20 protein-coding genes are annotated in these 23,493 nt (G+C 42.4%); 12 read left to right on the plus strand and 8 right to left on the minus strand.

Features of this window, described 5'->3' with window-relative positions; all coding sequences use genetic code 11:
- The first annotated feature begins 57 nt into the window (after positions 1–57).
- Positions 58–600, plus strand: a complete 543-nt coding sequence (locus tag N7E81_RS15650) for a DUF2911 domain-containing protein (protein WP_263050537.1) — start codon at positions 58–60, stop codon at positions 598–600.
- A gap of 66 nt (positions 601–666) precedes the next feature.
- Here the strand turns inward: N7E81_RS15650 and trxA are convergent, their stop codons facing one another.
- From trxA to N7E81_RS15685, 7 genes are all read right to left on the minus strand, one after another.
- Complete coding sequence (trxA, locus tag N7E81_RS15655) at positions 667–990, minus strand: thioredoxin (RefSeq protein WP_263050538.1); 324 nt, start codon at positions 988–990, stop codon at positions 667–669.
- Between the two features lie 122 nt (positions 991–1,112).
- Positions 1,113–1,688, minus strand: coding sequence for a toxin-antitoxin system YwqK family antitoxin (locus N7E81_RS15660; RefSeq protein ID WP_263050539.1), 576 nt, complete (start codon positions 1,686–1,688; stop codon positions 1,113–1,115).
- Between the two features lie 43 nt (positions 1,689–1,731).
- Complete coding sequence (locus N7E81_RS15665) at positions 1,732–2,316, minus strand: TIGR04282 family arsenosugar biosynthesis glycosyltransferase (protein ID WP_263050540.1); 585 nt, start codon at positions 2,314–2,316, stop codon at positions 1,732–1,734.
- Positions 2,309–3,604 carry a hypothetical protein gene (locus N7E81_RS15670; RefSeq protein ID WP_263050541.1) on the minus strand — a complete coding sequence of 432 codons (1,296 nt, stop codon included), beginning with the start codon at positions 3,602–3,604 and terminating at the stop codon, positions 2,309–2,311. Before N7E81_RS15670 ends, N7E81_RS15665 begins: the two co-directional genes overlap by 8 nt.
- Positions 3,597–5,051, minus strand: a complete 1,455-nt coding sequence (locus N7E81_RS15675) for a cellulose synthase family protein (protein ID WP_263050542.1) — start codon at positions 5,049–5,051, stop codon at positions 3,597–3,599. Before N7E81_RS15675 ends, N7E81_RS15670 begins: the two co-directional genes overlap by 8 nt.
- Positions 5,052–5,750: a glycosyltransferase family 2 protein gene (locus N7E81_RS15680; RefSeq protein WP_263050543.1), complete on the minus strand. Its 699-nt coding sequence runs from the start codon at positions 5,748–5,750 to the stop codon at positions 5,052–5,054.
- Positions 5,750–6,118, minus strand: a complete 369-nt coding sequence (locus N7E81_RS15685) for a hypothetical protein (RefSeq protein WP_263050544.1) — start codon at positions 6,116–6,118, stop codon at positions 5,750–5,752. The genes N7E81_RS15680 and N7E81_RS15685 overlap by 1 nt, the downstream gene beginning before the upstream one ends.
- Before the next feature lie 246 nt (positions 6,119–6,364).
- On the opposite strand from N7E81_RS15685, the gene N7E81_RS15690 reads away from it, so the two are divergent.
- From N7E81_RS15690 to N7E81_RS15735, 10 genes are all read left to right on the plus strand, one after another.
- Positions 6,365–6,616, plus strand: a complete 252-nt coding sequence (locus N7E81_RS15690; RefSeq protein WP_263050545.1) for a hypothetical protein — start codon at positions 6,365–6,367, stop codon at positions 6,614–6,616.
- Between the two features lie 196 nt (positions 6,617–6,812).
- Positions 6,813–9,149, plus strand: coding sequence for a TonB-dependent receptor (locus N7E81_RS15695; protein WP_263050546.1), 2,337 nt, complete (start codon positions 6,813–6,815; stop codon positions 9,147–9,149).
- Positions 9,150–9,160: 11 nt separating this feature from the next.
- Complete coding sequence (locus N7E81_RS15700) at positions 9,161–10,369, plus strand: DUF4374 domain-containing protein (protein WP_263050547.1); 1,209 nt, start codon at positions 9,161–9,163, stop codon at positions 10,367–10,369.
- 2 nt (positions 10,370–10,371) lie between these two features.
- Entirely contained in the window at positions 10,372–11,073 is a 702-nt protein-coding gene (locus N7E81_RS15705; RefSeq protein WP_263050548.1) for an ABC transporter ATP-binding protein, read from the plus strand.
- A 7-nt stretch (positions 11,074–11,080) separates the two neighbouring features.
- Positions 11,081–12,517, plus strand: a complete 1,437-nt coding sequence (locus N7E81_RS15710) for a DUF3526 domain-containing protein (RefSeq protein ID WP_263050549.1) — start codon at positions 11,081–11,083, stop codon at positions 12,515–12,517.
- Positions 12,510–13,949 (plus strand): DUF3526 domain-containing protein, encoded by a 1,440-nt coding sequence (locus N7E81_RS15715; protein ID WP_263050550.1) that lies wholly within the window; start codon positions 12,510–12,512, stop codon positions 13,947–13,949. The genes N7E81_RS15710 and N7E81_RS15715 overlap by 8 nt, the downstream gene beginning before the upstream one ends.
- Complete coding sequence (locus N7E81_RS15720; RefSeq protein WP_263050551.1) at positions 13,946–14,926, plus strand: CobW family GTP-binding protein; 981 nt, start codon at positions 13,946–13,948, stop codon at positions 14,924–14,926. The genes N7E81_RS15715 and N7E81_RS15720 overlap by 4 nt, the downstream gene beginning before the upstream one ends.
- 167 nt (positions 14,927–15,093) lie before the next feature.
- A complete protein-coding gene (locus tag N7E81_RS15725; RefSeq protein ID WP_263050552.1) occupies positions 15,094–17,268 on the plus strand; it encodes a carbohydrate binding family 9 domain-containing protein in 2,175 nt (724 codons plus the stop codon).
- A 341-nt stretch (positions 17,269–17,609) separates the two neighbouring features.
- On the plus strand, positions 17,610–18,011 hold the full coding sequence (locus N7E81_RS15730) for a MerC domain-containing protein (RefSeq protein WP_263050553.1): 402 nt from the start codon (positions 17,610–17,612) through the stop codon (positions 18,009–18,011).
- 13 nt (positions 18,012–18,024) lie between these two features.
- The gene (locus N7E81_RS15735) at positions 18,025–19,224 is read left to right on the plus strand and encodes a GTP-binding protein (RefSeq protein WP_263050554.1); all 1,200 of its coding nucleotides are present in this window, start codon (positions 18,025–18,027) and stop codon (positions 19,222–19,224) included.
- 141 nt (positions 19,225–19,365) lie between these two features.
- On the opposite strand, the gene rlmD is transcribed toward N7E81_RS15735, so the two are convergent.
- A complete protein-coding gene (gene rlmD / locus N7E81_RS15740) occupies positions 19,366–20,769 on the minus strand; it encodes a 23S rRNA (uracil(1939)-C(5))-methyltransferase RlmD (protein WP_263050555.1) in 1,404 nt (467 codons plus the stop codon).
- 154 nt (positions 20,770–20,923) lie between these two features.
- Here rlmD and N7E81_RS15745 point away from each other — a divergent pair, with 154 nt between their 5' ends.
- Positions 20,924–23,491 (plus strand): gliding motility-associated C-terminal domain-containing protein, encoded by a 2,568-nt coding sequence (locus N7E81_RS15745; protein WP_263050556.1) that lies wholly within the window; start codon positions 20,924–20,926, stop codon positions 23,489–23,491.
- Positions 23,492–23,493 lie beyond the last annotated feature (2 nt).

Below are 23,493 nucleotides of genomic sequence, written 5' to 3' on the forward strand. Positions count from 1 at the left end.
TTTACTTATAATATTTTACTAGTAGCTTTCAGTTACAAACAAAAAACATTTCATACTATGATAAAGAAAATAATAATTGCCATCGTTGTGGCTGTGGTGGGCTATTTCGCCTATGGTGTACTGACCACCCGCTCGCATAGCCCTCTTACTACTGCAGAAGGTAGCTCTGGCGACCTTTCTGTATCTGTAGACTACTGCCAGCCCTACAAAAAAGGACGTTTGATCTTCGGTGAAGCAAGCGAAGAAGCATTGGTACCCTACGGTAAATACTGGAGACTCGGTGCCAACGACGCCACTGAAATCACATTTAGTCACAAGGTGAACTTTGCAGGCAAAGCAGTTGCTGCTGGTCGCTATCGCATGTATGCTGTACCCAATACCGACCATTGGGAAGTGTCACTCAATAGTCAACTGGGTGAGTTTGGTTATTTCGAACCTGATTACACTCTAGATGTAGTCAAGGTACAAGTGCCCGTGCAAGACGGACCCACTGGCGGAATAGAACAACTCACCATGGCTTTTGATAGCGACTCGACAGGTTTGCTACTCAACATTGCTTGGGATGAGACCATGGTTTCTGTACCCATCGCGCAGCAGTAAAAGGAAATAAAAAAATCCCGCACTCGATGAGCGCGGGATTTTTGTTTATTGATATTTTGATTTGGCTTATGCCAATTGTGCATCTAGCTTTCCAGCCAATACCGCCTTTGGTACAGCTCCTACTTGTTTATCTACTACTTCACCGTTTTTGAAAACGAGCAAAGTTGGGATGCTTCTTACACCATACTTAGCAGACATCTCTGGGTTAGCATCTACATCTACTTTGCCTACTACAGCTTTGCCGTCATAATCCCCAGCAAGCTCTTCCACTACAGGTCCAATCATCTTACAAGGTCCGCACCATTCTGCCCAAAAATCGACCAATACTGGTTGATCTGTTGCCAATACGTCATTGAAGTTGCTGTCTGTAATTTCTACTGCTTTATTCATGTCTATAGTTATTTAAAAGTTCTTTTATGCATCCGAAAACGCAAATATAGTAGAAATAGTTAATGTCAATACATTGATTTTTATGATGGGTAGATAAAGAAAAACTATCTGCTTCCCCGTTTTTACTTTTTGACTAATACACCATCTACATACTCGTATTCCAATGTTACTTTTCCGTTTTGATCGTACCACTTAGCTATCCCGTGCATTTTCCCATCTCGCCAGTGACTTTCTTCCATGATCTTGCCGTTGTCATAATACTGTGAGCGTTTGCCATCTAGCTCACCAGATACATAATTTTTCTTTTCTGTAATTGTACCCTTGCTGTAATAGACAAATTCGCCTTCCTCTATCCCATTTACATAGTTCGACTTGGCAATCAAGTTGCCTTTATTATCGAAAGACAGCTGTGCTCCATGCATAGTTCCATTCACATAGGTAGCTATAGATTTCACAATCTCATTGGGATGATAAGTTACCCAACTACCATTCCTAAACCCATTCAAATAATCTCCTTCCTGCTCTACTTTATCACCGAACTTCACCGTCGCTTTTACCAACCCAGGCATATGCTTGAAATCCGTTTTTTCAGCATATTCGGGCAGGTTGTTCAAACTCTCTGCTCCACCCGAAGTGACTGCAGTTTCACATGCGCTCCAAACAATAGCAACCAATAGTAAAAAGATGCTGTTCTTCATTTGTTAATAATTTTTGGTTTCAAAAAACTCAAATGTAAATGGATTACTCGAAATTTTCCATCACTTTTTCCCAGTCTCCTATAGTATCCACGTCGATCAATTCTGGCAACAAATGATAAGATTTGGGTGCTATGCGAGATAAGGAGGCCGACAGTACCCGCTCGGTACTCCACTCCATATTTTCAAAAAGCTCAGGGGTGTGAGTTTTCATTCCCATCAAATAATACCCACCATCATTAGCTGGCCCAAAAACATAATCATGGGTATCTAATGCAGTAAAAGCCTGCTCTACAATAGACTTGGTGAGCTGCGCACAGTCGGTACCTATAATGCACACCTTCTGATAACTAGCCAATTCGGCGGCAAAAGCCGTAGCCATCTTCTCCCCAAGGTCGCCAGACGACTGCACTTTCTTATCCACGCCTTCCCAATCGTCCTGCTCGTCTACAGAAGAGGAATAATACACCACTACATCGGCGTTGGTTTGGGCAGTTTCACGTTGCGTATATGCGATGAGCTTATTGTACACAGCAAGTGCCAGCTCGTCACCTATGGTCTTAGCCAGACGAGTTTTCACTTTACCCAGTTCGGGATTTTTTACAAAAATAATCAGTGCGCTATCAGACATTTTTCAATAAGGGCTTATCTTTTATTAATTCAAAAAGTGCTAAACTCCATACCATCAGATACTCCACTCCTATCCAAAACATAGGATGTGTATAGCCACTAGACGAATAACCCGTGTACGACAGAAACACTAAGCCTGACCATACCACAGGAAATAAATAGCCCGTCAAACCACTCAGTGCGACTAGCGGAATCACATACCACGGATGCACTGTAGTCGCAAAAAGTAATTGAATCGAAAGTACCACAGTGAAGGCTTTCGCCCAATTCGTGCCTTTGTCAACCTTACTCAGCGCATAGACTAGAATGAGCCCTAGTGCCACCAAAGAAAGCATAGGCCCAGCAGTCTGTACCACATCATACCCTTTGACCCAAAATCCGAGGTAGCGCACAAGGAAAAACAAACCCGCATTAAATTCAAATTTTCTAAAAAACAGATCTAAACCCGTCCCCAAACCCTGTAAAATATCCTGATCGATCAGCGGTATAGACCATAGCACGAGGCATCCACCAATGAGTACATAGCTCCAAACAGCTTTCTTTATCCCTATTTTCTTTACTAATAAAGGTAAATACATAAGAGGAGTAAGTTTGGCTAAAATGCCCAGACTAAGTGTAAACGCTGCTGACTTCCACTGCTGCGATTGGTACAACCAGTAGGCTAGTAAGAGACAAAAAACTACCACTCCTTCGAAATGAAGGTTACCCGTAAGTTCCAAAATCACTAAAGGGTTAAACGCATATAGCAACACACTCCACACACGCCGAGTCAGCTGAAACAACAAAAACATGATCCCTATTTCCACCCAAAAAAGCACACCTCTGATTATAGTCATGCTCAAATACGTATCCTGAATACCCAAACTAACTGGCAATGCAAATATATACTGGCTCAATGGCGGATAAGTAGAATGATAATTTGGAGAATTGAGCTGACTATAAAGTGAATCGTAAGTAGGATAACTATCTACCAACTCTGCAGGTGTAGACACATAAGGGTTGACTCCCCCTCCCCACAACTGTCCATCCCACACAAAGCGAAAATAGTCGTCGGACAAAGCAGGTGCTCCAAAAAACAACAGCAGCCTAATTATCACTGCTATAGCTAACAATTGATAAATTGTAAAGTCAGTTTTTCTAAATAAAAAAAAATAAGTCACAAAAGACACTGCATAGATTGGTACCAGCCAGACACTACTCCGCTCCAAACCATAATGGATATACAGCACAGGTAAAGCCAGACCCAATATGAGCACGACCAGTCCTATACCAAGAGGCCATTTAGGCATTTTTGATGTGTTTGAGTGAATGATAGAAAATGACCCCAAACCCTATAGCTAACATGACATGAAAAAGAATAAGACCATAGTCATTGAGCAACCAAGCCGAAAATATACCCCAGACGAAATAGGCACAAAGCAACCCTTCGAAAATAGTTCCCCAAGTCAGCTTGGGTTTGATATACTGGTTGCTCGTCCAACCTTCTGTCTTTTTTGTAATGTTGAATTTTGGTGTGCGGACAAATGGACTTTTGAAACCCAAATACCCCTCCATTACCGCTATGGCATTATGCAAAGCAAATCCCATAGAAAAAGACAAAAAAAGTGGGAATTTCCTCAAAAACAGGCGTTTGGTATGTGTAGGTGCTATTCGTTTTAACCCCACAAAATAAAAGGCTGCTATCGAAAAGAAGCCAATAAGAAATAGACTCCCCAAGTTAAACAACCACTGTAAGTTGCCATTGGCCGCTTTGATGTAGAGCATGGGGATGCTCAAGACAGATGCCGTGAGCAACAATACAAACACACTACTATTGAGCAAATGCATGGCAGCATGAATTTTCGTTTTCAGGCTCACCTTAGCGCGGAAAACGTTCAACAAATTCTTCTTAGCCGTCTCTGCTGCGCCTTTGTTCCATCGATATTGCTGAGACTTGATGGCGGACATCTCTACGGGCAGCTCTGCTGGAGACTCCACAGATTCGTCGAACTGAAACTGCCAGCCTCGGAGCTGCGCCCGATAGCTCAAGTCTAGGTCTTCGGTGAGTGTATCTGCAGACCAGCCTCCTGCGTCGAGCACACAGGCTTTGCGCCAAATACCTGCCGTACCGTTGAAATTCATAAAGCTACCAGAGCGATTGCGTCCGCCCTGCTCTACAGTAAAATGTGCATCCAGCCCGAAGGCTTGCATTTCTGTGAGCATTGAATAGTCCTTATTGACATGCCCCCAACGGGTCTGTACCATACCTACCTTTTCATTGGCAAAGTAGCCAATCGTTCTTTTGATAAAATCTGGATTGGGCAAAAAATCAGAATCGAAAATGGCAGTGTATTCCCCTTTACAAATCTTCAAACCAAAAGCCAAGGCACCTGCTTTGAAGCCTTTACGATCCTCTCGTTGAATCTGCTGAATATCAAATCCTTGAGCCTGATACTCTGCCACCTTTTGAGCGATCAATGCTACGGTTTCATCATTGGAATCATCCAAAATTTGAATTTCCAATTTATCCTTCGGATAATCCAGTTTGACTACCGCATCGATAAGTCTTTCGGCTACATATCGTTCGTTGTAGATGGGTAGTTGCACTGTAACCAACGGCTCGTAAGCTTCATCAAAATCCTTCGATTTAGCAGACGTTGGTCGTGTATAGATCCAGGTGAGGTGTAGCTGCCCGAGGCTGAATAAAAATATGGCCAGCAAGGCCACGCAGTACAACACAACTATGATCCACTCCATTTATAAATATCTGAATATCGTTTGTATGATTTTATACCCGGCTAATATTGTTCCCTTTACAGTTCCGGATATTTTAGATACACCTATTCGGTTGCGATAGTTCACGGGCACCTCGGCTATTTTCATTTTTAGTTTGGCCGCTTTGAGTTGCATTTCTACCGTCCAGCCGTAAGTCTTGTCTTTCATCTCCATTTGTAACAAGGCCGCATAACTCACTGCCCTAAATGGCCCCAAGTCGGTGTACTGCACTCGATACAAAACACGGAGCAGATAAGTAGCCAGCCAGTTACCAAAGATTTGCTGTGGTGTCATGGCACCTGCTTCTTTGCGCCCCAGCGCTCTCGACCCGATCACCAGGTCGGCATTGCCCACACGAATGGGCTCTAGCAAGGCCGGCATATGCGCTGGATAGTCTGAATGATCTCCATCGAGAAAAACCACGATGTCAGGTTTGGGATCTGTAGCATTGGCGATATAACTCATGCCTCGAAGGCAGGCATTACCATAGCCTCGCGCCGACTCTTCGAGTACAATCGCCCCTCTATCCTTCGCTACTTGCATGGTATCATCGGTAGATCCATTGTCTACCACGATGATGTGCCTAACCCTGTTTTTGGGGATCTCATCTATGACTAGCCCTACAGCATTTTGCTCATTGAGCACTGGTATGATTACATCTACGACTTGAGGATTGTACATCAATCCTCTGGATATGGAATGAAAATAAAATTGGTGAATTTTTCATCCACCACAAACAAGCAACAAAACTCATCTGGGTCTTTGTAGGCTTCTTTGAAGATGTCTACATTCTTTTCTTTCACCAAATCACGTTGTACGAATTCGTCAAGAAACGAAGCAGAATAGTTCCACTCAGCGTCTAACTCTTTTTGCTTGATCAAAACCTGACCAATCCCCACTTCTGTTTTGGCGATAGCAAATATGGGAAAGTCTGAAAAACCACGACTTCTGATCTGATAAGACGCCTCTTTCAGGTTGTCCGATACTTTGATAAAATCTTGGGTGATAGTCCCCAAGTATTTGCCGCTTAGTTCTGGATCGTTATTCATGATAAATTCAAAATTAGAAATTCAAAGTTAATAATTGGCTATGCACGTTTTTCCAACAGGATAACATGCCCTACATGATATGTTTTTTTAAGACAAAAATGCCTTTTTAGCTTAACTAAGTGCGTTTTTAGTTGCTGTCATTTTTCTTGAACAAAGAACAAACAAAAGTATGTCGGTTTATCATTTTTTTCTCACCTCAGATAAAAAAAGATGAGAAATGCTTCCAATATCTTAAAAAGATAAAAAATGGAAAAGAAAAGGTGTTTCATTCACTTAGTATATGGGAGGATATATAACACAAATTTTGGTAAGCCCTCTTTGGAGGCACACACTGTAGTGACAAAAACCACTGTACATCTAACTAGTAAGAATGTGCAGCAGTATGATGTAATCGTGCTACTGCTATTTCTAAATACCCTACATATGGAAGGTTTAGAAAAACTTCTTGAGTATAAAGACCAACATGTGATTTCAATATTCACTGATATGTTTGTGTAACTAAGAATGCTTTTGGAAGAAATCGTAACAAAAGACCTGATTCACTACTTATCTCTTTAGAGGGAAAACCTCTCCATTTTGCCACTTACCCATCGTTTTAATCGAATCATAAAATTTACTTTTATTTCTTAAATGCAATAAGATTGCATTTGAAGCGAATCACTATATTTGCAACAATATTGCATTTTAAAAGAGTATGATCTATCGCCTTTATATATTAATTCCCCTCACCCTTCTTCAAAGCCTTTGTTTTGGACAGGGGACGAACATATCTGGTGTAGTGACAGACCCTAATGGTGAAAAGCTTCCAGGAGTCACTGTACAACTCATTGATTTAAATCATGGGACTGTAACCAATAACGTAGGTCGCTTTGCTTTTCAAAACCTTGAAACAGGTGATTACACAATCACAGCCTCATTTATCGGCTTTCAGGATTACCAGCAGGGTTTTACTATCAAGGATAACAAACCCATAAGCATCAATATCACATTGAAAGAAGCAGTAACACAATTGAATGAAGTTACTGTCATGGCAAAATCAGAAAGTCAAGAGCTGCATGAAAGTGTGGCAAGTGTCGCTGTACTTGAAACAAAAAAACTGTATGCCCAAAGCAACAACACCAGCGATGTGATCAAGCAGATTTCGGGGGTGAATGTGAGACAAACGGGAGGGTTTGGTAGTAGTGCTGATGTTTACATCAACGGCATGTCCGGCAAGCAGGTAAAGTTCTTTCTCGATGGAATTCCACTTTCTTACTTTGGTTCAGGACTGGGGCTTAATGTTTTACCCGTCAACCTGATGGAACAAATCGAAGTGTACAAAGGCGTAGTACCAGTTGATCTGGGAGCTGATGCATTAGGGGGAGCAATTAACATCAAATCGAGAAAGGAATATATCAATTACTTGGATGCATCCTATTCCCTTGGTTCTTTCAATACACATAAGGTCAACTTTAATGGCCAATACGTAAACACAGAAAATCATTTAATCGCAGGAGTCAATTCGTTCTACAATCATTCAGATAATAATTATAAAGTTGACATAGAGATTCCTGATCAGTATGGTAACCCTGTACCAGCTACCGTCAGACGGTTTCATGATCAGTTTACCAACTACTTAGTCAACGCATATGCTGGAGTTTATGATAAAAAATATGCTGATCGGCTAGTTTTTAGTGCCAGATATTCAGGACTTGATGATGACATTCAGCACAATGCTGTGATGGCACAACCCTACGGCCAGGTTGCTTATGACGAATCTACATTGGGCTTTTCTGCCAATTATGAAAAGGAAGAGATATTGCCACGTACAGCGCTCAAGTGGTACGGGGGAGTAAATATGACTAGCGGGAACTTTGTGGACACCACATTGAATGCCTATACATGGGATGGCGAGGTATATGACAGACGAACGGATGGAGGGGAGATTTCCACATCGCGCAACCTCTTGAGTCTCCATTCTAGGAATGCTGTAAGCAGGCTCAATCTTCACCACAATCCTTGGGAAAAGGGACAGTTCACTCTTAATGTTTTTTCCTCGCGGTTCAATAGATATGGGAAAGATCCGATAGCCGCCGAATTTTATGGAGAGGACTTTTATGCCAACCCCACAACTTTGATTAAAAATGCCACAGGTCTGGCATACGAACATGCTTTCTCCACTGCATTGGTAAGTTACACGGGCGTCAAGCATTTCTATATGATGGCAGATGGGTATGCCATTCAAAACATGGAATTTCAGCCTAATAAGCAAACAGTCTCCAATTTTGGGGTTTCCCAATCGTTGCGTTATCGATTTTTTAGAGATTTTCTAGCCAAAGCCTCCTACGAATATGCCACTCGCTTGCCTGACGAGACAGAGTTGTTTGGTGATTTTACCCTCGTGCGTCCCAATCCGTTTTTGAACCCTGAGCAAAGCCACAATGCCAATTTGGGCTTTCAATTCAACACCCAAAAGTTAAAAGTGGAATTGAATACATTCTACAGATTGACTGACAACATCATCTGGTTACGGACTTCTCAGTTTTTCGCACAATATCAAAACCTATTAAAGGCACTTGTCAAAGGGTTGGATGTTGAGTTTCAATACCAACCATTTGATTTTATCAGACTAAAGGCAAACGCTACCTATCAGGACATCCGAAACAGATCATCGAGAAGTGTGACTGGTTCGGTAGATAATCGCTACTATGACGCCAGACTACCAAACATTCCCTATCTGTTTGGCAATGGAGAAGTCCGATATCAAAAGTCCGATTTTCTTGGGACAAATAGCCGATTCTCTGCGTGGTGGTCTGCTAGCTATGTACATGAGTTCTATCTCTATTGGGCAGTAGATGGAAATAAAGATTTAAAAAACACCATACCGAGTCAATTCATTCAAAACATTGGGGTCTCATACGCTCTTCCAGCTGACCGCTTCTCCGTCAGCCTCGAATCCACAAATCTTTTTGACCAGAAAGCATTTGACAACTTCAGTGTGCAGCGTCCAGGCAGGGCTTTGTATGTCACTCTTAGAACTTATTTACACTAAAATTAGAATTAATGAAAAAGCAATTACTCAATCAAAAAGGTATATTGGCTATAGCCTTATTATCTGTATGGTCATTCATTGGATGTGAAAATGATGATCCCGAACCAAATACCAAACCAAGCGTGGAAGTTGATTTTGCCATTTCCACGGTAAGTGGGGCATGGCCTGATCAAACTACTTATATACAGGGTGTTGAATCTTTGGATTTTACCAGCCTGGGGAATAATAATGCCATAGAACTTACAGGGAGTGCTCGTACAGTTTCTTACAAAGGCAGTGTGTATGCACCCCCGTCAGGCGCACCTGCTAACCTGATAAAATACACTATAAATACGGATGGAATTCCTGAAGAAGAAGAACGAATTGTAGTACCTGGGGCGAATACTTTTTCCACGCTCTATTTCGAAAGTGAAACCGTAACATACGGTACGGTGGCTGGAGGAACATCAAAACTTATCGTATTCGATCCCTCTACGATGCGGATTACAGATGAGATTTCCCTAACGGCTATAACTCAAAAATTTCCAGAAGCCACTCGCACCTATTATCTCGACATGATAGAAAGAGATGGTAAGCTTTTTATGGGCATTCATTACGAAAATAATTTTGCGCCAGTCAACGACAATGCCTATGTAGCGGTCATTGATTTAAGCACCAATACAGTAGAAAAAGTAATATCAGACACCCGAACTGGTATGTTTTTCGGTGGACAAGCACCCAACTCAGGAATGATATTGGACGCTAATGGGGACATATATGTTCAGACACTGGGTACCACAAATGCTGGAGGAGCAGCTCCCAGCGGGGTATTACGTATCAAAAGTGGTGAAACAGATTTTGATCCAGATTATTTCTTTGATCTCGAAGAGGCAGTAGGCAATATCTGCTATGGCATCTATCATACTTCATGCGGACGTACTTTCACCGCCAATGTTCAGGACGAAACAGATTTTTGGGAATATGCCACGGGCGAGCCCCAATTTAAGTATGTAGAAATTGACCTTGAAGCTACAGAAAGCCTTGGCAATGTTCCAGGGTTACCTACTACCTATGGTTCAAGAACAATGATCGTTCATGAATTGGAAGATCAGAAACTGCTATTCACTATTGCCACAAATGATGAAAATGCGGTGTACGAATTTGACACGAACACCAATACCAGTAGCAAGCTTTTTGTATCCACAGGTGGTTATATCTCAGGTCTGGAAAAACTAAATTAATTATGCTACAAGCCACAGAACTCACGAAAAAGTACGGAAAATTCACAGCGCTGAATGCCCTCAATCTTTCGGTAAAAAAGGGCGATATATTTTGCCTGCTTGGGGCTAATGGGGCAGGGAAATCTACCACGATTAACCTGTTTCTTAACTTCATTGAGCCTACGGGGGGTAAAGCCACCATCAACGCACTGGACGTGACGCAGCACGGGAAAGCAACCAAAAAGCTGCTGTCCTACATCCCCGAAAATCTGATGCTATATCCTAACCTAACGGGGCTGGAAAATTTGGATTTTTTCTGTGGCTTGGGAGGCAAGAGTTATAGCAAGGATCATTTGGAAGAACTGCTCAAGCAATCAGGTTTGCAGACCAACTTCCTGCACAAGCGTGTGAGCAATTACTCCAAAGGCATGCGCCAAAAAGTGGGAATTGCTTTGGCACGAGCTCGTGAAGCCAGTGTACTACTACTGGATGAGCCAACATCAGGACTTGATCCAAAAGCCAGCAACGAGTTTTCCGAACTTTTACTAGATATGAAGGACAAAGGAGTGGCCACATTGATGGCCACTCATGACCTTTTCCGTGCCAAAGATACGGGTACGCATATCGGGATTATGAAAGAAGGCGTGCTGATCGAGCAGTTTGCTTCTGATGAAGTGAGTTTTCAGGATTTGGAAAAACTCTACCTCAAGCACATGCACAATTAAGTAGTTTATGAATCAGCTAATTTTTATAGCCAAAAAGGAAATCAAGGTGGCCATTCGTGAAAGGCTCGTTATTTCTCTAGGAGCAATTATTATTTTGTTGTTGGGAGTAGCCTTGTATGCTGGATATATTTCCTATCGTCAGCAGCAGCAAATCATCACCCAAACCCAGATTGAAAAGCGACAAGAGTGGTTGAATCAAGGTGACAAACATCCGCATATTGCTGCACACTACGGCACCTTTGTATTTAAACCCAAAACCATTCTGAGTCTGTTCGATTTTGGTTTAGATGCTTATACTGGCACCTCGGTCTATTTGGAAGCGCATCATCAGCATGAATTTATGTTTCGTCCAGCCCAAGATCATAGCAGTATGATCCGTTTTGGCGAACTAAGTGCTGCGTTAGTGTTGCAGGTACTCGTTCCTTTGCTCATTATTTTCTTGGCTTTTGCTTCTTTCACTCGTGAGCGGGAAAGCGGAACACTCAAACTGCTCATGAGTCAGGGGACATCTTTCAATACATTGACCTGGGGGAAAATACTGGCTTATGCTGTGATGCTGGTAGTGATCCTGCTACCATTTTTGCTCGGTTTGGTACTCCTTTCGGTAAGTCACATGAGCTATGATGTCATTCCAGATATAATAGTCAGAGTAGCCATGCTGGTGCTGATCTATGGTCTGTATTTATGTTTCTTTATCGCTTTTTCTGTGTGGGTGTCTCTACGGTCTGGCTCAGGGAGAAATGCGCTACTTACATTACTTACCTGTTGGATATTTTTTGCCATTCTCTTGCCCAAAACAGTAGCTAACCTCAGTGAGAGTTTTTATTCGCTACCTTCCATGCGGGAGTTTAAAGCACAGATCGATGAAACCAAGCGAAATGGACTGGATGGGAAAACGCCCCGATCTGTTCGTATGGCCAATTTGAAAAAAGAGTATCTGGAAAAATACGGGGTAGATTCGGTGCAACAGCTGCCATTCAATTTTGAAGGCGTGAGCATGCAGGCAGGGGAAGAATTTGGTGACCAAGTCTATGATTATCACCTAAATAACCTTCGTGAGATTTTTCATAAGCAAAACCAGTTGGGCAGCATCGCTAGTCTCTTCAATCCCTATCTGGCTGTACAGCACCTTTCCATGGCTCTATCAGGGACAGATACACACACCTTTATCCACTTTGAAGAAGAGGTAGAGAGATATAGAAGAGAGCTGGTGCGAAAAATGAATCAGGACATGGCCGAAAACTCTAAGTATGGAGAATTCTATGGCTACAAGGCAGGAAGTGACTTGTGGGGAGAAATCGAAGACTTTTCTTACCGAGTACCTACCGCCTGGCAGCTCCTCAGCTACTACAAATTGGAACTAATCTCCCTGATGCTGTGGATGGCGCTTACAATGGTACTCTTACATGTTGCAAACCGAAAAATGAAACCAATCCATGAATAGACAGATTCAAACATTGATCCGCTACGAGTGGAAAACTTTTGTTCGCAACAAGTTTCAGCTGCTCCTGCTCGTCATTACCTTTCTTTTTGGTCTGTACGCTATATACTACGGACAGTCAGAAATTAATGCACAGCGGGAAACGATCAACGCAGTAACTGCTCTAGAGACAAAAGAGTTTTCTCAATACAAAGGCAGTTTTACTACAGAAATGGAAAACCAGACGCAGGAGCAAACACAGGATATAGCTTCCCGTCCAGAGTATGCCTGGTATCGCCATGGTTATCATGCTATTTTACCTCCACACGATTATGCTCCACTGGCGATCGGCCAGCGTGATCTGTTTCGGTACTACTATCGCCTTACGGGCACGAGCTTGCATTATCAGCTGTTTGAAAATGAACTGGCCAACCCTGTGAACCTCTTAACGGGCAATTTTGATCTCTCTTTCCTGCTGGTTTATTTGTTTCCGCTGCTGATTATCGCCTTTTGCTATGGTTTGTTTTCTTCTGAAAAGGAAAGCGGTACGCTTGCACTCTTACAGATACAGGCCGTGAGCATCCGAAAAATCATGCTGGTTCGCATGGCATTTTATTTCGTACTGATCACGGGACTGGCAATATTCATTTCGCTCATAGGTCTATGTTCATCAGGCAATCCTTTCACAGAGGAAAACATGTTGCCTGCCATCGCATGGGTGATAGGGACCACTTTGTATTGTGCCTTTTGGTTTGGGCTGCTGTTTTTAATCATAAGCTTTAAGAAAGGTTCGGCTTTCAATGCCATTTCCGCTGCTGGTTGCTGGTTGTTATTGCTCATTGTAGTTCCAGCAGTACTCAATGTGATTGTTACCGTCAAGTATCCTTTGAGCAGTGCAACATTGGCTGGCCTCACTCGCAGAACTGGGCTCGAAAATGAGGATGACGAAGAGGAGTCCAAAGAAGTAATTATGGAATTCCTTGCTCACAAGCCAGAGCTGGCTGGGAGTGATAGCTTAATGAAAAACAACATGCTCCCAAAAGCTTATGCGGCTTTTACCACACTAAAAGACATCAACAGCCAACAGGAAGTGGATCACTATAATGACAAGGTGGCGAAAAGGAATCAATGGACATCACAGTTTCTATGGCTCAGCCCAGCAGTAAACATGCAGGAGATTTTGGCTGAGATAACGCAAACAGACCTCAATACTTTTCTTGATTTTCAGAATGCGTTAGCGGATTTTCATGGTAAAATCACAGACTTCTACTTCACGCGCCTGTTCTGGGACCGACCAATTTTATTGGAAGATTACGAGCAATTGCCTGTTTTTGAGATGTCCGAAGATCTAAATCGCGGGAACATCATTTGGTTTGGCTTGGGCAAAATTTTGATAGCGGCAGGGCTGGTGTTTTTAGTAGGCTTTTTCAGAATAAATGGAGGAATCAAAAAATGAAAACAAAACCTGTACATATCATTACTAGTTTTCTGGGTGCTGGAAAAACTACCTTTCTAAATCATTTCATCAAAGAGCGCTTGCCCGAACGAATCTTTGTTATTGAAAATGAATGCGGAGCTACCAATGTAGATGGTGCCCTGATCATGGATGGTACAGAAGAAATCGTGGAACTCACATCTGGGTGTCTCTGCTGTTCTCTGGCTGATGGACTACTAGACATACTTCAGGATGTCTATAACCGAAGGGACGAATACGATCGTTTGGTCATCGAAACGACCGGTATTGCAGACCCAAGTTCTATCGTGCAGGTTTTCTTAGAAAATCCAGCTGTGGAAAAAGCCTTTTCGTTCCAGCAAGTGATCTGCTTGGTGGATGCTGGACTGGTGGTGGAGTGGTTAGATGAAGCTGAAGAGGCATTGCGCCAAATAGCCATAGCAGATGTGCTACTGGTCAACAAGATTGACCAAATTGCAGAAGGCAAACTTCATCAAGTACTAGCAACACTCAACGGAATAAACCCACAAGCCAAGTCATATACTGGTTATGATGGCATTTTCCCCATAGAAGACATTCTTCAAATGGGTACAATAAACCCAGAAGCGATAGAAGCGGTTACAAACACTCAAGGACACCATCATTTTCAACATGGTGAAACCAACAATCACAAGATCTCAACTTTTACACTCGACTTTTCTCACCCGTTGGATCTTAATGAGCTACAGCTGGATCTCAACCGGATCATACATCTGTATCGTCACCAGGTCTATCGTGTCAAAGGGGTCATTGCTATCCCGCATTACCCCAATCGAGTGATCCTACAATCAGTCAGAAGTACGTTTGTTGCAACAGACGGCACTCCATGGGAAGATGAAAATAACCGCGAAGGAAGACTTGTTTTCATAGGTAGAGGACTTAAGAAAGAAGCTTTCGAGAAGATGTTTAATCAGCATTTAGTATTTCCTTCTATCTCCTGATACACCCCTCAATTATTGAAAAAAATATTTAATCTGGCATGAATAAAATGCATCATTTTTTATCCTCAAGAAACTATAGGAGATCAAGAACACCATCGGATGATTCCTATGTGACAGCAGAGAACTGTTTAAAGATAAGGCGACTTTTTATATCCGTATTTTGTGCTTTGGCGACCTCTGTTTCTGCGCAGGATAATAGCAATCAAAATTTTCCACCCCCAGAAATACCTACTGAAATCAGAGCTATTCCTACCACAGAGGGTATTAGAATTGATGGGAAATTAATTGAGATCCCTTGGAAAAATGCACCCGTAACCCATGATTTTTATCGAATAGAGCCTCGTCAGGGTGGCACCTATCGGTATCAGACACAGGTGAGGTTGCTTTATGACGAGAAGAATCTATATGTAGGTGTTTTTTGTACAGACTCCCTCGGAAAAAAAGGTATTCGGGTGCAAGACTTACGAAGGGATTTTTCTTGGGGAGAAAATGATGCTTTTGGTATTCAGTTGGATCCGCAAAACCTAACGCAATACTGTGTATCGTTCCAAACTACTCCCTATGGCAATCAGCGGGACATGCAAAACTTCAATGACAACAATACAGATGACAATTGGAATGCCCTCTGGACGGTACGGACACATCAGACTGACTCGGGCTACTTTGCAGAGTTTGCCATTCCTTTCAAGTCTATTCGGTACGAGCGACCTGAAATAGCAGATTCTGTGACCTGGGGTATTACCTTTACACGTCTGGCTCGCAGGGAGTATGAACAAACCGTATTTCCAGCCATTCCTCAGTCTTTTTCTCCCTATCGGATGACGTATGCCGCTCAACTCAAAGGGCTCACCGTTCCCGAACCGAGTGCCAATGTGAGGATAGAACCCTATTTTCTTTATCAGTATGAGGATACTGAAATTAACGGTCAAACTATTTCGGATGATAATGTGAAATTAGGTGGAGATATCAAATGGGCGATCAATCCACGCTCGGTTTTAGATCTTACTTTCAATACTGATTTTGCACAAGCTGATGTGGATCAGGCTGTCAATAATCTGGAAAGATTCAACGTCTATTTTCCTGAAAAGAGGCAATTTTTCTTAGAGAACTCAGGTATCTGGGCTGGGGCGGCTGACCGTTCGGTTATCCCCTTTTTTAGCAGAACCATTGGCTTGCAGGGCAATTTTAATGCAGAACCCGCTCGGATCGATGGAGGTGCAAGATATACCATGCGAAATGATGACCGATCCACGGCAGGACTGTACATGCACCAAGCTCAAACCGCCAACTCTCCAGCTGCAAGTTTTGCCGTAGGTCGTTATATTCAAAATTATGGAAAGGAAAATAATGTAGGTATCATGTTCACTCATCGGCTAGATGAGGCTTCCAAAGAACTGGGAGTGACACAAAGCAACAATACAACCTTGACTGTGGATGGGTTGATCCGTCCCAAAAGCGAACTGACCTTCTCCTACTTATTATCAGGATCACGGGATAATTCCAATGACACCTTAGGTCTAGCAGGAAAGCTATTTGCGGGCTATAACACCAATAAGTTTTACTTAGGCTGGCTAACTAATTTCGTCACAGAAGATTACAATCCAGATATGGGGTTTGTCTTTCAGAAAAATGTAATCTGGCATAACCCAGGTGGTTATTTCATCTGGCGGCCAAAAAGTATACCTTGGATCAGGCGTTTTGATCCTGGAGCCTTTTTCAACTATTATCAGGACGCAAGCGATCCTACTAATTTTCAGCAGGCCAGTATTTACTTGTTTCCTATTTACGTGTACTTCACGGATGGCAGCTTTTTTGAATATGCCATTTATCCAACCTGGCAAAACATCAATTTCGATTTTGCCCCTTTAGGAATATCCATCGCTCAAGACGAATATTATTATACTCGTCATCAGATCAACTACAATTCGGATCAATCAAGGAAATTATCAGTATCAGGAAAACTTGGTTGGGGTGGTTTTTATAATGGCAAGCGTTTAACAGCGAATGGAGGGTTGCGTTATGCGCCTATTCCACATGTGGCATTTACAGCTGATTATGAATACAACAACTTGGATAACTTAGGTGTATTGTTGGAAGATTTGGATACACACTTGGTCACTTTTGGGGCAAGATTTGCACTTAATCCACGTTTACAACTTTCTGCTTTTTACCAATACAATTCATTTGATGAGCAAGGTCGGTGGAACGTTCGTGGAAGTTGGGAATACCGCCCTTTGTCTTTTATCTATTTAGTGTTTAATGACACTCAAATCAATGGACTGGAACACCCCCTTGAACAGCAGCAGTTGATTGGGAAGGTCACTTTTTTGAAGCAGTTCTAACAACTATTTTAGGCTTTACATTCCTGCATATACCACTGATTAACTGAGAATTCGTTAGAGACCTCTGGAACTTCTATATCTTCAAGGCAATAAGTTTGATGGCACTCATCGCAAACAAAGTGAAGGTAATAATAAGCTTCCTCCTCCTTACTGTACTTGTCCGTAAAACGTACATCGAAAAGTGTTTCCTAAGTGATTTTAGTTTGAGCCCAAGCAGACGAACTCAGCATAAAAAATAATATAATCGCAAACCTATTAAACTAAATCAATAAATGCAACATTATTGCATATGATGGCTTTAAATGTTATACTTGCAATATTATTGCATTTAAAAAGTATACATGAAAAATCAATTTATCGGGCTCCATTTGGATTTTGTCGGTTTCAGTGCTTCGCTACTTTGTTCCTTACATTGTGCAACTCTTCCCTCCTTGCTCAGTCTTACCTCTCTAGCCAGCCTTCAGTTTCTGAATACATTCTGGATTGAATACTCCATTATCTTAGTGAGTTTTTCCATTGCTTCTTATGCATTAGTGCATGGTTATCGCAAGCATCATCAAAAGCCAACGGCATTGGTTATTGTTCTATCAGGATTCATTCTAATTATTAGTGGTCACCTATTTCAGGCCGAATGGCACGAAACCGTGCTAACACCTTGTGGGGCGGCAGTAGTGGCGATTGCTCATTTTGTTAACTGGATCCAGATAAAGCAATCCAGTGTAGAATTCCCTGATTGTCAATAAAAACTTCATAATAATGTTTGGAACAAAAAAATTACCCGTGACTGTGCTCAGTGGCTTTCTAGGCGCAGGCAAGACTACCCTGCTCAATCATGTACTACATAATCGTCAAGGATTAAAAGTGGCCGTGATCGTCAATGACATGAGCGAAGTAAATGTAGATAGTCAGTTGGTACAAAACGAAATCAAACTATCACGTACCGATGAAAAGCTGGTGGAAATGAGTAACGGCTGTATCTGTTGCACCCTGCGTGAGGATTTGATGATAGAGGTGGAAAGATTAGCCAAGATGAAAAAATTTGATTACCTGCTTATTGAGAGCACAGGGATTTCCGAGCCTATTCCAGTAGCCCAGACCTTTTCTTTTGCTACAGGGGATGAACTTTATGACTTGACCAAATTTAGTCGACTGGACACTATGGTTACCGTAGTAGATGCTTTCAATTTCTTCAAAGACTTTGGCAGTACCGATACTATTCTGGACAGAAGTATGACAGACGATAGTGAAGACACACGTACCATTGTGAACCTGCTCACCGATCAAGTAGAGTTTGCCAATATTATACTACTCAACAAAACTGATCTAGTGAGCGAAGCACAATTGGGTTTGCTTGAAGGTACATTTAAAAAACTTAACCCTGAAGCACAAATTATCAGAACCTCTTATGGAAAAGTAGATCCAAAAACCATCCTCAACACTAAATTATTTAACTATGACCAAGCAGAACAGGCTGCTGGATGGATCAAGGAGCTAAATAACGAACATACGCCTGAAACCGAAGAATATGGCATTTCCTCTTTTGTATTTAGAGAACGTAAGCCTTTTCACCCTAAACGCTTTTGGCATTATGTCAATAATGAATGGCCTAATAGTGTCATTCGCAGTAAAGGTCTCTTTTGGCTTGCTTCCAGACCAGACCAAGCGCTGATGTGGAGCCAAGCTGGGGGCTCCCTGAAAGCCGATCCCTACGGAAGGTGGTGGGCTTCAGTCCCCATGAAAGAAAGAGCACAGAATCAAGCATACATGGAAAACCAACAAGTTATTATGAAAAAATGGGACGAAAAATGGGGTGATCGTATGAATGAGCTTGTGATCATTGGGCAGGATATGGATGAAAAATCCATTACCGATGCTTTAAAAAAATGTCTGGCCAATGAATTGGAAGCGACTACTATGGCTTCTGATAGTCCTTTTGAAGATAACTGGCCTATATAATTAAAAGGAGGCTCGACTGAACGGAGTTTTACCATTACAGTAAAAGACACAAAGCTTAGGCTCTGGAAATGACGAATTTTGGTTGAGGTAAAAAATTTTCAGGTGAATTTTTAAGTCTTACCAAGCGGAAACAATAGACAATCATTTCCGTTCCAACAACACAATATTCTCCACATGATGCGTATGAGGAAACATATCTACTGGCTGTACCTTGGTCACTTTATAGTCCGCATCCATTAGGGCAATGTCCCTGGCCTGGGTGGCTGGATTACAGCTCACGTAGACCACTTTTTCAGGGGCTACTTTCAGGATCATATTTACCACATTTTCATGCATACCCGCTCTTGGCGGATCGGTAATGATCACATCTGGATGCCCATGCTCGGCGATAAATTCGTCGTTGAGCAAATCCTTCATGTCCCCAGCAAAGAAGTCTGTATTGGTGATGCCGTTTACTTCTGCATTCACAAAAGCATCTTGAATGGCCGCCTCCACATATTCGATTCCCACTACCTTTTTGGCTTGCTTCGCACAATAATTAGCGATGGTACCCGTGCCCGTATATAGATCATAAACTAATTCATCCCCTTTGAGATCGGCAAATTCTAATGTCTTATCATAGAGCACTTTCGCTTGCGCAGAATTGGTTTGATAGAATGACTTTGCTCCTATTTTGAACTCCAAGTCTCCCATCTTTTCGATGATATGATCCTTGCCTGCGAAAGTGATAATTTCTTGATCATATATCGTATCATTTTTCTTCTGATTGATCACATAGAGCAAAGAGGTAATCTCAGGAAATTTATCCTTGAGATGGTTCATCAGCATATCAATCTTCTCCTGGTCTGGCTCGAAAAACTGAATCAAAACCATCAGTTCTCCTGCATCGGTATAGCGGATCATCAAAATGCGAAGCAGTCCTACTTGCTCACGGATATCAAAGAATGAATAATCATTCGCAATGGCAAAAGAGCGAATTTCATTTTTGATGGCATTCGCTGGATCGGCCATCAAATGGCAAGTATCAATATCGACAATCTTATCAAACAAACGAGGTACATGAAAACCTAGCGCATTCCTTTCAATCACTTCCTCAGAATCAATTTGATCCTTGGTCAGCCATTTTTTATTCGAAAAAGTAAATTCAAGTTTATTTCTATACCGGTCGGTTTTGGCAGAACCTAATATCGGGGCTATCTCAGGCAACTCTACTTTGCCAATTCTGGTCAGATGATCCTCTACCTGCTGCTGTTTAAATTCGAGTTGAGAATCATAGGCCAAGTTTTGCCACTTGCATCCCCCACAGGCACCAAAGTGTTGACAAATCGGTTCTATTCTGAGCTCAGAGTATTTATGAAATTTTAATGGATACCCTTCCGAGTAAGCCTTTCTTTTTTTGCGTACCTGAACATCAACCACATCACCAGGTACTGTTCTTTCTATAAAGATCACCTGACCATCCTGTCTCGCTAAACTTTTGCCTTCGGCCGCTACTGCTTCTACAATTAGATGCTCTATTACTATGTTTTTATTCTTTCTTGCCATCGGCGGCAAAATTAGATAAATCGTAGGTCAAGAATCAAGATTTCAAATTTAAGAATCGATATTTTCAAATAAGAAGCGTCTAATAACGACCTGCAAGTGAAATCGCGCTCCTAATTTTATCAATTTCAAATTGCAGTAGCTATCTTGTTTTCTGATGAGAAAACTGCTACTTATACTCACTCTTGCCCTACTGAGCCAAACACCTGTCATTGGTTTTCATATTGTAGGTGGCGAAATCGAATTGATCCATATCAGTGGCAACAAGTACCAGCTGCATCTGATCCAATATTTTGACAAAGCGCAAATAGACAACCCAGGCCCAGACCCATCAGTGGAAATCTACATTTTTCGCAATAGCGACCACACACTCGTGCAGACCCATGTCCTACTGCTAGACACCGAACTTATAGTACCCTATACCAATCCCGACTGTGCCATAGGCTCACTCCAAACCTCTCGCGTACTCTACAGTGCAGACATTTCACTCAACGCAGATACTTACAACGAAATAGAAGGTTACTATGCCTCGTGGGAAAGATGCTGTAGAAATACCAACATTTCCAACATTGTAAACCCGGGTGGGCAAGGCATCACTTATACCTTAGATTTTCCGGCAGTGGTGCGCAATGGCAAACCATTCATCAACTCTTCGCCTCAGCTCTTCCCTCCACTCAGCGACTATGCCTGTGTGAACCAGACTTACTATACCAACTTCGCTGGCACAGACCCTGACGGAGACTCTATCGCCTATTCGCTTCAGTTGCCATACAACAGCAGCTCGCAAGCTGCACTCCCAATCCCACAGCCCAAGCCATTTATAGAACTCATATACGCCAATGGATCTAACATAAACAATATCATACCAGGCAGCCCTTCGCTACAGATCACGCCCAGCGGATATCTGACCGTAACGCCCACTGCTACTGGCCTATATGTATTCTCTGTACTTGTAGAAGAATACCGAAACAAAGAGAAAATAGGCGAGCTCAGAAGAGATTTTCAAATGCTAGTCATAGATGGTTGCGAGCCGCCCACACCTCCGCATGCAGAAGTCCGTCTCCCTGGTGAAAAAGACTATTATATCGAAGGAGAAGTGATACACTACTCCGCTTCGGCAGACAAATGCTTCGAATACATGGTCGTAGATCAAGCTGGAGAAAACGTAACGTTCAAAGCTGAAGGAGTGAATTTTGACGAGGATGTCTCCGAGGTATTTGAGTTTTCCTCTGGTCCAATCAACCCCAGTGGAGATACCCTCAGGGTCGAAGTTTGCATCTCGGATTGCCCATACATCCAACATGAGCCTTATATCATCGACCTGATCGCTTCGGACAATGCCTGTCCACTCCCACAGCGAGACACGGTACGCATGACCATCAACGTGGAAGCCCCCGTCAACAACAAACCATATTTCGATAGTCCTTCTTCGTCCATCAGGCTAAGCCGCACACAGCCCGAAGGCCTAAGCGTAGCACTCGACGAACTGCTGATCGGTAAGGATGCAGAAGATTCCTTGCACTATTTTTTCTATGCCGAAGGCTACGATCCGATCAACTATGGCATGTCGCTAGACACCATACTAGATGTATTGGGAGAAAAACAAGTGAAATTCAACTGGAATACCAGCTGTCAGACGTATCCCTTTGGAGACAAAAACACCTTTGAGTTAGGAATTGTTTTAGAAGACTACGATACCTGCCTTTTCGACAGTGGGGATACGCTCTTCTACGATTTAGAAGTAGTGCTCCCTCCCAACACCACTCCACAGATAAGTGGGCCATCCAGCACCTATACCAAATCTATCCGATCCAACTTAGACTTTAATGTGATGGCTACAGACGATGATAACGACCCTATCTCACTTACAGCCATCGGAGACAGCTTCAGTTTTCCTCAGGTAGGCATTTCGTTTGCCAACCAAAAAGGAACTGGGCAAGTATCTTCCCTATTTGCATGGGAATTGTCTTGCGAGAATCTCAACATTGAAGAAACGACCACTTTTACACTCTATTTCATGGCCGAAGACGACGATTACTGCCAAGCCACCAACAACGACACCTTAGCGGTAACCATACAGGTACAAGTACCCGCCAATACCACACCTGCATTTGAGATAGAGGACTTTTATAGTCTACAAATAAATAAACCTTTCGAACTAGAAGTAATAGCTCGCGACGGAGATAATGCTGATTTACTTACGCTAGACCTGCTCTCACCCAACTCTGCTCCGTCTTCAGAAAGCTTTTCTTTTTCGCGAGCCACAGGTACAAACACTGTATCGTCTACCCTTAACTGGACGCCAGAATGTAGTCTACTCGGAGAAGGAAATACACCAAAAACCTACCCCGTAGACTTCCTAGTCTTCGACGATAATTGTCCTCAATTTGAATCCGCATCACTCACTGTCAATTTTGAAATCTCAGAACTTGACGTAGATTATGGTCACTTCTTGCCTCCCAATGCCTTTTCACCCAATAACGATGGGCACAACGACACCTATACCCTTACCCACCTCGAAGAAGAAATGCATAACCTGCCACCAGACAACTGCGCAGACCAGTTTCAATCCATCATCATATTTGATAGAAATGGTAGTACCATTTTCAAATCTACCAACAGGGAGTTTGAATGGACTGGTGATGGTGCAGACGTAGGCGTTTATTTCTACCAAATCGAATACCAGAACACCAACTATAAAGGGACGCTTACACTCGTTAGGTAATG

This window comes from Reichenbachiella carrageenanivorans (assembly GCF_025639805.1).
Taxonomy (GTDB): Bacteria; Bacteroidota; Bacteroidia; order Cytophagales; family Cyclobacteriaceae; genus Reichenbachiella; species Reichenbachiella carrageenanivorans.